We start from the raw sequence: 15136 nt of genomic DNA, 5'->3' as shown, positions 1-15136 counted from the left end.
AAAACCTCGCATGAGGGCTAGTTTTGAAAAAAGAACTGTTATGAGATCGATAAGAACAATAGGAAGCTGTATCCTGATGGCCGTGTCGTTGTGGACGGGCAGCAGGATATATGCTCAGGCGGGGCAGGAAGAGCACATGCTAACCTGCGGACAGGATATTGTCCGTAAGCTCCTGAAAGAAACAAACCCTGGCTTTGATCAGCAGCTGCAGCTGCACGAAGACCGGGTACAACAGCAACTCAACCGGAAAGAACAGGATAATACGCTGAAAAAACCCACCGGTACCGGGCCCTATACGGTTAATGTAGTTTTCCACTTCGTTTTAAACGCAGCGCAGATCAGCCAACTGGGCGGGGAAAGCGGTATACAGGCCCGGGTAAACTCGCAGATGGAAGTGCTCAACCGCGACTGGAATGCGCAAAATGCCGATAGCGTCAATATTCCTGTGCCCTTCAAGCCCCTATTCGGCAATATGAACGTAAGGTTCCGGCTGGCTACCAAAAAACCAGACGGGCAGTCTACCCCGGGTTACGAGATCATTACGACCACAAAGGCCAGTTCCAGCATGACCGGCGGCAACCGGGGATCCAATATCTTTTCTGATGCCAAGTATGCCTCCAACGGCGGCGCCGATGCCTGGGATCCCGATAAATATTATAATGTATGGGTAGTAAATATCAACGCGGGCGGTGGTGGCGGTATTGTCGCCGGGTTTGCCACTCCGCCGCGTTACCCGCCCTGGGACCAGTTTCCCGTAGTCGAGCAGGGTGCGGTAATCCATTATGGTGCATTTGGTAAACGGACTGCTGCCAGCCAGTATTTCCTGCCCGCCGGGGAGGAAGGCAGAACCCTCGTACACGAAACGGGCCATTTTTTTGACCTGTTCCATGTATGGGGCGGCAACCCGGGCTGTGGCGACGACGATGGTGTAAGCGATACGCCGCTACAGGCAGATATGACGCCAGGCACATCACCCACCTTTCCCAAAACGGATGCCTGCTCGCCCAATTCGCCCGGTATTATGTTTATGAACTATATGGATTATGCCAACGAACTGTCGCAATGTATGTTCAGCAAAGGCCAGGTCGACCGTTCCCACATCCAGCTGGATCCCAATGGTGGCCGGTACCCGCTTACCCAACAGGGAACCGGCATCGACAAATTGCCCGAGGGTGCATCCTTTACCCTGTACCCTAACCCGGCCGTAACAAGAGTAAACCTGGTTTTTGAAAAACCGCAGTACATCTCCGGAGTATCGGTTGTAAACCTTATCGGCCAGGTACAGCAACAATTTACGGTTCAGAAAACAGTTCCCGACCTGGCATTGAACATTAAAAGCCTCGGCACTGGTATCTATATCGTAAAATGCAGCCTGAAAAATACCAACCAATCCATCATCCGTAAACTGGTAATCGAGCGATAGTCAGGAACTATCTTTATACGGCAACGGAAGCTCCTGGTAACAGGGGCTTCCGTTTTATCGATTGTTGTTGTCTTGCTCTATTTACAGTCCCGTTACATTGATACCGGTTATTTTGCGGTACAGGTCGATCGCGTACAGGTCGGTCATCCCCGAAATATAGTCAACCACCGATTGCAGGTTTTCGTACAGGTGCTCCGCTCCCTTTTTAATGGGAAACTGCTGCGAAATCAACTTGAGCAATTTGCCCGACTTGGCTTTATCGGGCCGCAGTACAGCGCCGTTAAACTCTTTAAGCAGGGCGCCGATAATATGGAAGCCCGCTATCTCGATCTGCACTACCGGCTTATAGTTATACACATGTTTATAGGAATACTGGTTTACCGCCTCCAACAGGTCGAGGTAGGCCGGGGGCAGCAGGTCCATCAGCGATTCCTGCAGGTTGCCCGCCAGGATAGCCGTTTCGTGTTCCATAAACAAGGCCGTAAGCTTGTTTACCATCAGGCCGATCCAGATAGCCCGGATATATTGCACCTTCTGGTTGGGATCATTGATCTCCTGCAGCTTCCGGGTTACGGTTTCATAATTGTTATAACCGCTTTCTTCTTTAAAAAACGGCAGGAAGAGCTCCTGTATCTTTTCCAGCGAGGTAATACCGAGGCGATGTGCATCTTCGAGATCGATAATGCGGTAACAGATATCGTCGGCGGCCTCGGTCAGGTATACGTAGGGATGCCGGGCATACACATAGTCATAGCCGCCTTTTTTTAACAGGCCCAGGTTCTCGGCAATGGCGGTATAGGTCGCTATTTCCGAATCGAAAAATCCTGATTTCTTACAACTGATCAGGCCGGTCTTTTTATTGAAGCCCTCCACCGAGGTACACGGATATTTGACGATCGAGGCCAGCGTGGTATGGGTAAGGTTATAACCGCCCGATATGGGTTCGTTAAAGCTATGCGTCAGGATACGGAACGCATTACTGTTGCCTTCGAACTTGCGGAAATCCTGCAGCTGGTTGGCGCTGAGGTTATCTTCCAGTATTTTAAGCTGTTCGCCTTCGAGGTCTGAAAAGTAAGCCCGGATGGCATCTTCGCCCGAATGGCCAAAGGGAGGATTGCCGATATCATGCGAGAGACAGGCTGCGGAGATGACCGTAGCCAGCTCGTACCGGTAAAACTCCTGGAAAGCAGTGCCGGCATCTTTATATTTATCGGCGATTTTAACGCCTACTTCGCGACCCAGCGAACGGCCAACCGAGGCCACCTCCAGGCTATGCGTAAGCCGGTTGTGTACAAATACCGGACCGGGCAAAGGGAATACCTGCGTTTTATTCTGCAGCCTGCGAAAAGCCGACGAAAATATAATACGGTCGTAATCACGCAGGAAAGAAGTTCTTAAACGATCGGGATTATCTACTTTATCCCTGGCATCGCCGCTGCGTTTAGCACTGTAAAGCGTTGCCCATTGCATGGTCTGTTGCATAGGGGCGAAGGTAGTTCAAAAATTGAATTTTCGGGATAAGTCCCCTGTTTTCAACAGCAAAGGGCATTACGCCACAGGATACACTGCGGCGATAATGCCCATAATGTACAGGGATAAGCCTGTTCTTATTTTTTATCGAGATACAGGTCGAAGGTATCGCCACGCAGACCGATACGCATTGCTTCCAGCGGTATGATCTCCGCCGGTGCGATATTGCCCAGGTTCACATTACAACCCAGCAACTCCAGGAAGTAGAGCTGCTGCGCTTTTTGCGGGGCTTCCCACAGGATCTGTTCGGCGGGTATCTTCGTCAGTATCTCCTGTACCAGTCCTTCGCGTACTTCGCCGGTACCGCGGTAAATACCGATATTACCGGCCTCGCGGGCTTCTGCTATCACATAAGTAGAGCCGGCGCTCAATTCGGCCGACATCTGTTCGATCCATTTGTAGGGCGGCATTACATGCGAGGCATCTTTAGAACCCACCTCCGACAGTACTTTAAAACCCTCTTTCACCAGCCGTTCGATATGGCGGCATTTTTCGGCATGGTCGATCGAGATCGAACCGTCCGATACTTCTACCAGGTCTACCCCGTATTCCTTCATCGCGGCGATATAATCGTCGAGCTGGTTACGCACCAGGAAGGCCTCGAAAAGCGTACCCCCAAAATAAACGGGAATATTATTCTCCTTGTATATAGCCAGCTTTTCCTTCAGGTTGTTGGTCACATAAGCAGTTCCGAAGCCCAGTTTTACAATATCTACATAAGGTGCTGCGACCGACAGGAAGTTTTTTACGTCGACAATACCCATTCCTTTATCCATAACCATCGTTAATCCATAACTACGCGGCGCCAGGGTGCGTTCCGGGATCTGCTTTAGCGGGAAGTTCATATCTCGTATGTATTAATGTTATAATTTTTGATTAAAGAAATTATTTAGCGCACAAAAGTAAGGTATAATCATTTTATTACAGTCCATCCCGTAATTTCGCAGCTATGTTGAACAGAACTGTAGCACCGCCCATCCATGATGCGGTAAGTTTTTCGTTTTCCCTGCAACCCTGTAACAAGGTAACCAGCGCTAACGGCATACCCCTCTACTGGCTCAACGCCGGCACCCAGGACGTCGTACAGATCGAATGGATATTTAAAGCCGGGCTGTGGCAGGAACCGCAAACCGCGCTGGCCCAGGCTGCAGCCGCACTGCTTAAGAACGGCAGTAAAAACTACAGCGCCCTGCAGCTGAATGAAGCCCTGGAACTATACGGCGCATCCTTCCACGTTTCTGCCAACAACGACTATACGGTAATCAGCCTGCATACGCTTACCCGGCACCTGCCGGCATTATTGCCCGTATTGAAAGAGATTATTACGGAAGCCGCCTTCCCCGAAGAGGAGCTGGCCATCTATAAGCAAAATGCGCAGCAACGGCTTAACCTCAACCTGCGCAAATGCGATTTCGTGGCCAACCGTCATATCGATGCTTACCTTTTCGGCAGGCAGCACCCTTATGGTAAATACACCGAAGCTACCGATATACTGGCCCTGAACCGGGAAGCCCTGCGCAAGTTTCATAGCGATTACTACCGCTCGGCCAACTGCATTATGCTGGTTGCCGGCCGCATAGACGAGAGCCATATAGCGCTGATCGACGACTTTTTTGGTAAAACGGCCTGGGGCGCTACGGATGCAACACCGGCCGAACCCCGTTACGAAAGCCAGCCCGCTGCAGAACACCACTACCGGGTTACCAACGACGAAAACGGGGTACAGGGCGCTGTGCGCATTGCCCGCGATTTCCCCAACCGCAAACATCCCGACTTCTCCCCGATGATCGTGCTGAATACCATTTTCGGCGGTTATTTCGGTTCGCGGCTTATGGCCAATATCCGGGAAGAAAAAGGATTTACCTATGGCATCTCCTCCCAGATCTATAACTACCGCAACGAGGGCGCATTGCTCATTGCCACCGAAGCCGGCAAGGAAGTATGCGAACAGACCGTGGCCGAAGTATACAAGGAAATGGACCTGCTGTGTAATGTACCCGTCGATGAAGAAGAGTTGCTGCTGGTAAAAAATTACCTGCTCGGTTCCATACTCGGCGATCTCGACGGACCCTTCTCCATCATGCAACGCTGGAAAAACATCATACTCAACGAGCTGCCCGAAGACCAGTTTGAGCAGAACATCGCCATCTACAAATCGATAACCCCTGCCCGATTACAGGAGCTTGCCCAAAAATACCTGCGCAAGGAAGACTACTACGAACTGGTCGTGGTCTAAAAAACGATTTCCGGCGAAAGAACTATCTTTACATTATTATTTATAACATAGCAATCATGCAGTTTTTAGATTTCGAAAAACCATTAGAGGACCTTACAGCCCAGTTGGATAAAATTAAAGGCATCGCGGAGAAGAACCATGTGGACATGTCGGCCTCGATCAAAGAGCTGGAAGCCTCGCTGGTACAGACCCGCACACATATCTACCAGAACCTTACGCCCTGGCAGCGGGTTCAGTTGAGCAGGCACCCCGAAAGACCTTATACCAATTATTATATCAGCCGTATCTGTAATAAATTCACCGAGCTGTTTGGCGACCGTAATGTGGGCGACGATAAAGCGATCGTAGGTGGTTTTGCAGAGATCGACGGCGACCCGGTAATGATTATCGGCCACCAGAAAGGCACCAATACCAAAATGCGCCAGCTGCGCAATTTCGGTATGGCCAACCCCGAAGGCTACCGCAAAGCGCTGCGCCTGATGAAACTGGCCGAGAAATTCAACCGTCCTATCGTTACCCTCATCGACACCCCGGGCGCTTATCCCGGCCTGGAAGCCGAAGAGCGCGGACAAGGCGAAGCCATTGCCCGTAACCTGTTCGAGATGGTCAACCTGAAAGTACCCGTTATCTGCATCATTATCGGCGAAGGCGCCAGCGGCGGTGCGCTCGGTATCGGTATCGGCGACCGCGTGGTGATGCTGGAAAATACCTGGTATACCGTTATCTCTCCCGAAAACTGCTCTACCATCCTGTGGCGCAGCTGGGACTTTAAGGTACAGGCAGCTGAACAGCTGAAGCTGACCTCCAAAGACATGTCGGGCTTCGGACTGGTAGACGGCGTTATCCCCGAACCCATCGGCGGCGCGCATAGCCAGCCGGAAGCTATGGCCGGTACGCTTAAAGCTTATATCGTAAAAACGATAGCCGAGCTGAAAAAGATCAATGCCGACAAAAGGATCGAACAGCGGATCGAGAAGTTCTCCAATATGGGCTTTTACCAGGACTAAAATTTTTCCAGTTTGACAGAAGCCACGGAACTGCCTATTGTTGCTTACGGACACCCGGTACTGCGCCAGAAATGCACGGATATCGATGCCCTTGCCTATCCCGGGCTCTACGAGCTTGTGATGAACATGTGGTATACCATGTACAATGCCGGCGGCTGCGGCCTTGCTGCACCACAGGTCAATGTACCGGTAAGAATATTCCTGGTAGACAGCCGCCATACCTTCGAATTACTGGAAGACGGGGAACGTGAAGACCTGTTTGACGGCGACGAAGGTATCCAGGATACGTTTATCAATGCCCGCATCATCGACCGCGGCGCCCGTACCTGGACCGATGAGGAAGGTTGCCTGAGTATACCCAACCTGGCTGGCGAGGTAGAACGGCCCTGGAGCATTACCATCAGTTACCTGGATGGCCGCCTGGAAGAACAGGTAAAAACATTTCATGGTCTTACCGCCCGGATGATACAACACGAATACGATCATATAGAAGGTATCCTGTATCTCGACTACCTGAACAAACGCAAACAGGCCGCCCTGAAAAAACGGCTGCAGCGTATTGCAGACGGAAAGGAAAGTGCCCGGTACCCGATGCTTTTTGCCGACAAAACCAGTTAATCATTATACAATAATTCCGCACATGTTCAATGGTACAGGAGTAGCGCTGGTTACTCCATTCACAACCGATAATTCCGTAGACTACCCGGCACTGGGCAAAATCGTAGACGCTACGATAGCAGGTGGCGTCGATTTTCTTGTAGCGCTGGGTACCACCGGCGAAACGCCTACACTCTCCAAAGAAGAGAAAAAGGCAGTGCTTGAATTTATCCTCGATCATACCGCGAAGCGCGTACCGGTAGTAGTGGGTATCGGCGATTATAGTACACAAGCCATGTTGGATACGCTTCAGGCCTATCCTATGGATCGTGTGGATGGTATCCTGAGCGTAGCGCCTTATTACAACAAACCTTCGCAGGAAGGCATATACCGCCACTTTAAGGCCCTGGCCGAAGCAACGGATAAACCCATTATTCTCTATAACGTCCCCGGTCGTACGGTTACCAATATCCTGCCCGATACGGTAGTACGGCTGGCGCAGGATTTTAAGAACATTGTAGCCATCAAAGAGGCAAGCGGCAATATTCCGCAATGTATGGAGCTGGTGCAGAAAGCGCCCGAAAGCTTCAGCGTACTGAGCGGCGACGATAACCTGATCCTCGCACAGGCCGCTATCGGTATGAAAGGCGTTATCTCGGTTGCGGCCAATTGTTATGCCAAAGATTTTTGCGCCATGGTAAACCATGCATTGCATAATGAAATGGATGCCGCCCGCAGCTTGCATTACAAGCTGCTGCAACCCATTAACCTGTTGTTTGCCGAAGGCAATCCCACCGGTGTAAAGTATGCCCTGCATCTCCAGGGACTGTGCGAAAATGTACTGCGCCTGCCACTGATCCCGGCCAGTAGCGAACTCGAAAAACAAATCAAGGCAAGCATGCCACAGGCGTAATAAACGACCCTGTAAAAATATTAAAAGCCGGCTGTATAGTACAGCCGGCTTTGCTTTTAGCGTTATCCGTATCGCATCGTTGCAGGGGCAACAGTTGTTTTTTTTTGTCGATTGAAGAAGAGGGTCCGGCTTATCCAATGCCTGCTGCCTGCACTTGTACTTAACGGATCAGGATAACGTCGCCTTTATGCTCATACACCTTGCCATCGGTACAGGTATACTTCATATAGTACATGTAAGTGCCCGCATCGGCCTGTGTACCCTCCTTAACGGCGCCGCGCCATCCTTTACGGTCGTCGGCGAGCTGGTACAAAAGGTTGCCGTAACGGTTATACACCAGGAATTGCAGCAACAGCTGGCCCGGCTTTAACTGGGGCATAAAAATATCGTTGAGTCCGTCGTTATTGGGCGAAAATGCTGAAGGCGTAAGCAGCATGCAACACGGCTTTGTAAAGATCTGCGTGGTATCCGTAGCCATACAACCGGCTTCGCTGAACACAGTAAGCACCACAGGTGTAGACGCCGTAAACACACCACGCACTTCCATACCCTCGGCGCCGGTAATGCCCCGGAAAGGCTTTTCGGGCGACCAGCGATAACTGAAATAGTTGCCGGCGGCCGAAAGCAATGCCGTATCCAGCTGGGCGCAGAGCTCCGGGTTTTCATTTATGATCCGGGCCTGCGGTAAAGGGTTTTCGATAACCGTAACCGTTTCCGACAGCGCCGTACAGCCGTTTTGCGTGCCCTGTACCCTGAAGTCGCCTGCACTCGTGGCCGTATATTGGGGCCCGGTCTCCCCGTTTATGGCAGCCGATGGATTAAGCCATTGATAAGTTGCCGTATTGGCCGGGTGAGCCAGTTCGACCAGTATCTTTTCGCCGGTACAGATCGACAATGGTCCCGGGTTGCCCAGGGTCATATCCGGCGCCGGCTTTACATTCAGTTGCAGTGTTATCTTCCGGTCGCAACCGCCGTTACCGGGTATCAGCGTGTCGTAGGTACCGGTTGCAAATACGGTTTTTCCATAAAAGTCATAGGTCTCGCCTGCGCAGATATCCTTGTTTACCGTTTCCTCCGTAGGCACTACCGTAAGCTGGTAAACGCCGCTTACCTCCAGGCAGCCGTTCAGGGTCATGGTGCAGGTATAGCTGCCGCTCTGTGCGGGCTGGGCATTGGTAAGCGTTATAGTGGCGCCGGTGGCGCTATAACCGTTTGGCCCGGTCCAGCTATGGTTGGTATATTGTGCATTGGGATCGCCGGGGAAAAACGGGGCGTTCAGCGTTACCGTTCCGCCCTGGCAGGCAATACCGCTCAGGGTAATCACCTGGCCCACCGGCGTAATGGTTACATCGTCGATCATGGTGCCGAGCGTGGTGGTGGTAACCGTATTTTCGAAATCGAGTGTTACCGTACTTGTCGAAGGTGTGAATTGCAATACCTCGCAATGCCAGTTCCAGCTGAGATCGGTGCTGAGTATATCCTGGCTGAGAAAGGAGGAGGCGCCGTTGTACACTTTTACCCGGATACCCGTAGTAGCCGGTGCACCGTTCTGCCGTCTTACCCTGCGGAACGAGAGGTAATAGGTAGTTCCTGGAACCACGGCTATATTGGCCTGGCGCAGGTTAGCGCCGGCATCGATCTCGGCAATGATATTGGTCGTCGATGGTCCGCCATACGACGATTCGGGCAGGTAGGCCTCGGTACCCGTGGCCGGTGCAAAAAAAGTCCAGTTGGCTCCGGAACCGGTAAAGCTGCCGTTTTGAACCAGGTTTTGCGCGCCCAGCAAACCGGGCAATAACAAACAGGACAGGAAGACAAGCAGGCAGGATAACGTTCGGTACATGTTACATTTAATATGATGGTTTACAAAAAAGAATGTTACCGGTGATGAGGTACATTGCTGTATTTGGTTGTAAGACATCAAATTTATCTAACACGTAAGATGAATATTCCTACATAAATATGTTACCGCCAGCGCGATTATCGGGCTTTTACAAAATAACGGACCGCAACCGGCCGGCAGATGATTTATGCATAAAAGCCCCTGGTACAGCGGCTTTCGTGTTATAGAAGCAAAGCGGTTTTATAGGAAAATGCAGCAATTGCCGCGTATATTTGTAGGTGACGTCCCCTCCTAATATGTAGGTGTTACAAGGGCGCAAAAAATCACGTTTTACATGACCCTGCTGCTGGATATTGACGGTGTGCTGGTAACCACGCCTTCCTGGCGGCCTGTACCCCAGGCTGCCGATGGTTTTATGGCCTTTGATAAAACGGCATTACATTACCTGTCCCTCCTGCTTTCCGCAACACAGGCGGCTATCGTACTCACCAGCACCCACCGTATCCGTTATAGCGAACAGGATTGGGTTGCCTTGTTGCGCAACAGGGGATTGGACATCACCCGGTTTTCTAAAATAAATACCGGTAACCCGCTGCAGCCGGGCCTGAGCCGGCTGACAGAAATTATACAATGGATGGAAAGCCCGGCTTACGATCCGTGGTTTGTGATTATCGACGACGATGCTTCCTTGCACGACCTGCCGGCACACGGGCAGGCCCGTTGGGTAAAGACAAACCTGATGACCGGGCTGGATGAAGCCGCTTACCTAAAAGCCTTGTCGCTGTTGCAAGCTCCTGTTTAAAGATCGCCCAGCTGCGGCCGCAATACGATATGCTCAACCGTAGCCTGTGCCGAAAGGTTATAGGTGGTCCAGAGCAGGTCGGCTATATCTTCGGCTTTCATGATCCTTTCGGGCGGTACGCCGCTGCCGCTCCAGCTATTGCTCCATACCGCACCGGGGCTGATCGCCGTTACCTTGATGCCTTCGTCTTTGAGCTCGTAACGCAGGTTATCGGAAAAACCCAGCAAGGCATACTTGGTAATACTGTAGGCCCCGCCATTGGGATAAGCCTGTAACGATGCTACCGAACACATGTTGAAAATATGACCGGACTTTTGGGCTTTCATCACCGGCAATAAGCCACGGGTAAGGTGATAAGCGCTCAGCAGGTTGGTAGCGAGCAAGCCTTCCAGCTGCCCTTCGGGTTCGGTGGCCAGGTTGCCCGGAAAATATAATCCCGCATTATTTACCAGTATACTTATTGCAGAGCCGGTTTCCAGTACCATTGCGGCGAAGTCTTTAACCTCTTGCTGATCGCGCATATCGGTAGCCCGGGTCCATACCCGGCAAGCGGGATATTGCTGGGCCCATAATGTTTTGCAGGCCTGCAGATCCGCATCGGTACGGGCGCATACGGCCAGGTCAAATCCTTCCTGTAACAGCTTTTCAGCAATGGCTCTTCCAATACCTTTGGTAGCGCCGGTAACAACAGCAGTTGGCATAATTCTTGGTTTGTAATGAGGGCGTCGCAATAAGGCGCTGAAGGCAAAAATAACTTTTCTCTTTTATTAACGCCTCATTGCTTAAATTGCTTTACCTATGCCAGCCCGGAACATATATCTCATGTGCCTGCTGCTTGCGGGGTTCACCTTTTCGTGTCCCTGCAGGTTATATGCACAACAGGACAGTACTGCTCCGAAACGTACCTTCCTGGGGAAACTATTTTATGGTTTAAAAACCAGTTTCGGACGCGATACCTCGGGCCGGCGCGAAAGCGTAACGGTGCTGAATACAAAAACCCTGTTACCTTACGAAGGCAAGATCATCCGTCATATAAAAACGGAACAGCTGGGTTTTGAACGGAGTATTTCCGACTCTTCCAATAATATTATCTACTTCGGTACGCGTATGCTCAACGCCGTACACGTAAAATCGCGGGACAAGACGATCCTGCGCAATGTGTACCTTAAAGAAGGCGAACCCTTCAATCCTTACCTGGCTGCCGATAACGAACGTTTTTTCCGTACCATCGGCTTTATCCAGGATAGCCGTATCCTGGTAGATTCCTCTTCGAGCGGTAAAGATTCGGTTGATATTATCATCGTAACCAAGGACCTTTTTGCCTACTCGCCTTCTATCGGCGGCTTAGGCCCCTCCCGGCAACAGTTCGGCCTTACCAATATCAACTTCAGCGGTACGGGCCAGCGCCTTTCTTTCGCCATGTTGCACGATACGCGTCGCGACCCGGGCTTCGGTTTCGAAGCGGGTTATGCCTATAACAATATCGGCGGATCCTTTGTAAACGGCGCTTTAAACTTCGGCAAGATATCCAATAATATCTACGACCGCAGGGAGGATGAAGAATCTTTCCTGCTGGATTTTACCCGGCCGCTGGTATCGCAGTACAAGCGTTTTGCAGGCGGCTTGTCGGTAGGTAAGGCCCGGTCGCTCAACCGTTATCCCAATTTTTACGGCGGCGACTTTTACCGTTACGAATATGGTATGGTCGATGCCTGGGGCGGTTATAACCTCGGCGCCCGCAAATACCTGAACGATCATGTGCTCCACGTCAAAAAGTTCGTGGCCATGCGCTACTTCAATTACCACTTTTTCGAAACGCCTTACCAGGTAGAGGCTACCAAGTACGACCAGCGTTTTAATTCGCGGCAGGGTATACTGGCCAGCCTTACCTTGTTCCGCCAGTATTATTACAAAACAAGGTATATCTATGGTTTCGGTATTACGGAAGACGTGCCGGCCGGTTTCAATGTTTCGCTTACAGCAGGCTGGTACAAACAGCTCGACCTGTCGCGACCCTATGCCGGTGTAGACCTGTACCGGTATTGGATTTCCAATAAGAGCGATATCGCAGGTATGTTTGTTCGTTCGGGCGCATTCCTGCATAACGGTTCGCTGGAGGATGTGGGCATCATAGCTGGCGCCAGCATTTTCAGCAGGATCATGCATATCGGCAATGCCAGGGTACGCCAGTATTTCAGGGGCAGTTATTCCTCTATCGTCAACCGGGTTGCGCTCAACCCGCTGCGCATCAATAACTCGCTGGGCATCCGCAATTTCGATTCCGATCTTGCCTCGGGCAATACGCGCCTGGCTTTGCGTAGCGAAACCTTTATCTTCCTCGAGCAAAAATATTTTGGTTTCCGCCTGGCGCCCTTTGCTGCCGGCGATCTTACCTGGTTGTCCAACAGCAAGACGGGCACCGACGAATACGGGCTGTTTGCCGGGCTGGGCGGCGGTATCCGGGTCCGCAACGAAAACCTTGAATTCGGTACTTTTGAACTGAGAGGCATCTTCCTGCCCCGCAGGCTGCCGGGCGACAACCGTTTCAAGATCAGCCTGGCCGTAAACCTGCAGTTCCGGTACAACAGCAGTTATGTAAGCAAACCCGACATTGTGGAACTGAACAGCGATGTTACCGGCGATATTTATTAACCGCCCGCCTGCATTGTTTGCAACAAAGCCAATACATTTGCTGCGCCTTAACCGGCTTACTTTTTTTTAATACCATGCCTATGCAGGACATCGCCCTTAACTGGAGCAGCGGTAAAGATGCCGCTATGGCCTTTTACCAATTGCAGCACAGCCCCGGCTACCGCGTAAAAACGTTACTGACCAGTCTTTCGGAAGGATACAACAGGGTAAGTATGCATGGCACACCCGCCGCCTTGCTCGAATGCCAGGCACAACGCATGCAATTGCCATTAAAACAGGTACGGCTACCCGAAAACGCAGATATGGCATCCTACAACACGATCATGCAGACAGCCGTAAGCGACCTGCAGGCCGTTGGTATCAACACCTTCGCCTTCGGCGATATTTTTCTCGAAGACCTCAGGACCTACCGCGAAAGCCAGCTGGCACAGGCCGGTGCAAATGCCATTTTCCCGCTCTGGAAGCGCAATACCGCCGAACTCGTAGCGGCTGTAGAAGACAGCGGTATCAAAGCGATGATCATTTGTGTGCATGACAAGTTCCTGGGCAAAGAATTCCTGGGACGTTTTATAAACCGCGGCTTGCTTAACGATCTGCCACCGGGTGTAGATCCCTGCGGCGAAAACGGCGAGTACCATACCGTAGTGATCGATGCACCCTTTTTCAGCGAACCGATTGCTGTACATAAAGGCGAAACCGTTTATAAAAAATACAAAGCCGCCGATGAGGCCGATGCCGCCTGGCATACCGGGTTTTACTTCCTGGATGTACAACCTGCACCCTAAATACCTTATAAAGAACAATCATGAAATTTTCACCCTACGAGAATTTTGTGCTGCGCAGCAGGCTTAGCCCCGAAGCGGCAGCCGATAAACTGGAAAAAGCCGTTGTTACCTTCGGGAGCGGCCGTTCGTCTGCTTTCTCCTCAGACCCTAACAGGCCTTTCCGGGGTACGGTTTCCGGTACGGATTTCAAAATAACCCGGATCATCGGGTACCGCAACTCTTTTGCTCCGGTTATAACGGGTACACTAAGCGGCTACCCCGGTACCGAGCTCGACATCCGGATGCGTATGCACACGGGCGTACTTATTTTTTGCTGTATCTGGATGGGCGCTATCGGTCTATCCGCCATACTGGCCGCAACAGGATTTTATAACACGGCCAATGCCGCGGTACCGTTTCCCATGTTACCCATATGCTTATTTATGCTTGTAGCTGCTTATGTAATGGCCACTGCAGGCTTCAAATACGAAAGCCGTAAATCTAAAAACCTGCTCAAAGCCTTGCTGGAAGCAGAAATTTTGTAAGTAGTCCTGTTATGAACAATAAGTACGAAACCATAAAAGAACAGGTTGCCCGCGATGGCTTTGCCATTACAGAACCCCTTTTTTCCAATAACGAAATTGAAGCCATAATCCGGGAGATAGCGCTTGCAAACCAGGAAGGGCAAGGCGTTCAGGCAAGCAAAGACCTCTTCGCCATCCGGCATTTATTTACATCGCTACCGCAACTGGCGCCGCTTGTTTTAACCGCTAAGTTGAAAGCATTGGTGCAAGGGGTTTTCGGAATGGATTATTTTATCGTCAAATCAATTTACTTCGACAAACCGGAAAACTCTAACTGGTTTGTTCCGTATCACCAGGACCTGATGATCTCCGTAGACCGGAAAGCGGAGCTTCCGGGTTATGGTCCCTGGACCCTGAAACCCGCCCAGGTAGCCGTTCAGCCCCCGGTAGCTTTGCTTGAAGATAATTTTACATTGCGGGTACACCTGGATCATACCGACGAGAGCAACGGCGCCCTGAAAGTAATTGCCGGCTCGCACCGTAAAGGCATATACCGGCCCGAAACCATTAACTGGCAGGAGGAAACAGAAACTTTATGTAAGGTAGAACGGGCCGCGGTAATGATCATGAAACCCTTGCTGTTGCACGCCTCCGGCCGCAGCCAGGCATCCTTTAAAAGAAGGGTGATCCATATCGAATGCAGCCGGACTATTTTACCGCAAGCGCTGCAATGGTCGGAATACCAGCCGCTCGGCGCACAGGCATAAGCTGGACTTATGTCAATATTATAATTTGCTTTGCTGTTGCCAGCCCGGAACAACGTAATTTGCAGCCCCTAAGCCGAA

14 protein-coding genes are annotated in these 15136 nt (G+C 51.2%); 10 read left to right on the top strand and 4 right to left on the bottom strand.

From position 1 onward, the window contains the following. Positions 1-40 precede the first annotated feature (40 nt). Entirely contained in the window at positions 41-1423 is a 1383-nt protein-coding gene (locus B0I18_RS02690; RefSeq protein WP_181358311.1) for a zinc-dependent metalloprotease, read from the top strand. Positions 1424-1504: 81 nt separating this feature from the next. On the opposite strand, the gene dgt is transcribed toward B0I18_RS02690, so the two are convergent. Further along, positions 1505-2905 carry a dGTP triphosphohydrolase gene (gene dgt / locus B0I18_RS02685; RefSeq protein ID WP_245882035.1) on the bottom strand — a complete coding sequence of 467 codons (1401 nt, stop codon included), beginning with the start codon at positions 2903-2905 and terminating at the stop codon, positions 1505-1507. Positions 2906-3030: 125 nt separating this feature from the next. After that, the gene (locus B0I18_RS02680) at positions 3031-3798 is read right to left on the bottom strand and encodes a phosphosulfolactate synthase (protein WP_106521096.1); all 768 of its coding nucleotides are present in this window, start codon (positions 3796-3798) and stop codon (positions 3031-3033) included. A gap of 104 nt (positions 3799-3902) precedes the next feature. Between B0I18_RS02680 and B0I18_RS02675 the strand changes: the two genes are divergently transcribed. From B0I18_RS02675 to dapA, 4 genes are read left to right on the top strand one after another with little or no spacing between them, the layout of a single operon-like run. Beyond that, on the top strand, positions 3903-5189 hold the full coding sequence (locus B0I18_RS02675) for a M16 family metallopeptidase (RefSeq protein ID WP_106521095.1): 1287 nt from the start codon (positions 3903-3905) through the stop codon (positions 5187-5189). 56 nt (positions 5190-5245) lie between these two features. Continuing rightward, the gene (locus tag B0I18_RS02670) at positions 5246-6196 is read left to right on the top strand and encodes an acetyl-CoA carboxylase carboxyltransferase subunit alpha (RefSeq protein WP_181358310.1); all 951 of its coding nucleotides are present in this window, start codon (positions 5246-5248) and stop codon (positions 6194-6196) included. A 12-nt stretch (positions 6197-6208) separates the two neighbouring features. Then, positions 6209-6814, top strand: a complete 606-nt coding sequence (gene def, locus B0I18_RS02665; RefSeq protein ID WP_181358309.1) for a peptide deformylase — start codon at positions 6209-6211, stop codon at positions 6812-6814. 22 nt (positions 6815-6836) lie between these two features. Beyond that, entirely contained in the window at positions 6837-7706 is an 870-nt protein-coding gene (gene dapA, locus B0I18_RS02660; protein ID WP_106521093.1) for a 4-hydroxy-tetrahydrodipicolinate synthase, read from the top strand. A gap of 160 nt (positions 7707-7866) precedes the next feature. On the opposite strand, the gene B0I18_RS02655 is transcribed toward dapA, so the two are convergent. Further along, a complete protein-coding gene (locus B0I18_RS02655; protein WP_181358308.1) occupies positions 7867-9549 on the bottom strand; it encodes a T9SS type B sorting domain-containing protein in 1683 nt (560 codons plus the stop codon). A 334-nt stretch (positions 9550-9883) separates the two neighbouring features. Between B0I18_RS02655 and B0I18_RS02650 the strand changes: the two genes are divergently transcribed. Further along, positions 9884-10351: an HAD domain-containing protein gene (locus B0I18_RS02650; protein ID WP_106521091.1), complete on the top strand. Its 468-nt coding sequence runs from the start codon at positions 9884-9886 to the stop codon at positions 10349-10351. Here B0I18_RS02650 and B0I18_RS02645 read toward each other — a convergent pair. Then, a complete protein-coding gene (locus B0I18_RS02645) occupies positions 10348-11052 on the bottom strand; it encodes an SDR family oxidoreductase (protein ID WP_106521090.1) in 705 nt (234 codons plus the stop codon). The two genes, B0I18_RS02650 and B0I18_RS02645, sit on opposite strands and share 4 nt — an antisense overlap. 97 nt (positions 11053-11149) lie before the next feature. Here B0I18_RS02645 and B0I18_RS02640 point away from each other — a divergent pair, with 97 nt between their 5' ends. The 4 genes from B0I18_RS02640 to B0I18_RS02625 all read left to right on the top strand — a co-directional run bounded on the left by B0I18_RS02640 (position 11150) and on the right by B0I18_RS02625 (position 15058). Continuing rightward, entirely contained in the window at positions 11150-13003 is a 1854-nt protein-coding gene (locus B0I18_RS02640; protein WP_146146633.1) for a BamA/TamA family outer membrane protein, read from the top strand. 80 nt (positions 13004-13083) lie between these two features. Then, positions 13084-13788, top strand: coding sequence for an adenine nucleotide alpha hydrolase (locus B0I18_RS02635; protein WP_181358307.1), 705 nt, complete (start codon positions 13084-13086; stop codon positions 13786-13788). A gap of 20 nt (positions 13789-13808) precedes the next feature. Next, positions 13809-14312 carry a hypothetical protein gene (locus tag B0I18_RS02630; RefSeq protein WP_106521087.1) on the top strand — a complete coding sequence of 168 codons (504 nt, stop codon included), beginning with the start codon at positions 13809-13811 and terminating at the stop codon, positions 14310-14312. Positions 14313-14323: 11 nt separating this feature from the next. Then, complete coding sequence (locus B0I18_RS02625; protein WP_106521086.1) at positions 14324-15058, top strand: phytanoyl-CoA dioxygenase family protein; 735 nt, start codon at positions 14324-14326, stop codon at positions 15056-15058. The last annotated feature ends 78 nt before the right edge of the window (positions 15059-15136 follow it).

The organism is Taibaiella chishuiensis (assembly GCF_003014535.1).
GTDB classification, from domain to species: Bacteria; Bacteroidota; Bacteroidia; order Chitinophagales; family Chitinophagaceae; genus Taibaiella; species Taibaiella chishuiensis.
Note: the sequence above shows the minus strand (reverse complement) of the source record. Positions and strands in the feature narration are given on the sequence as shown.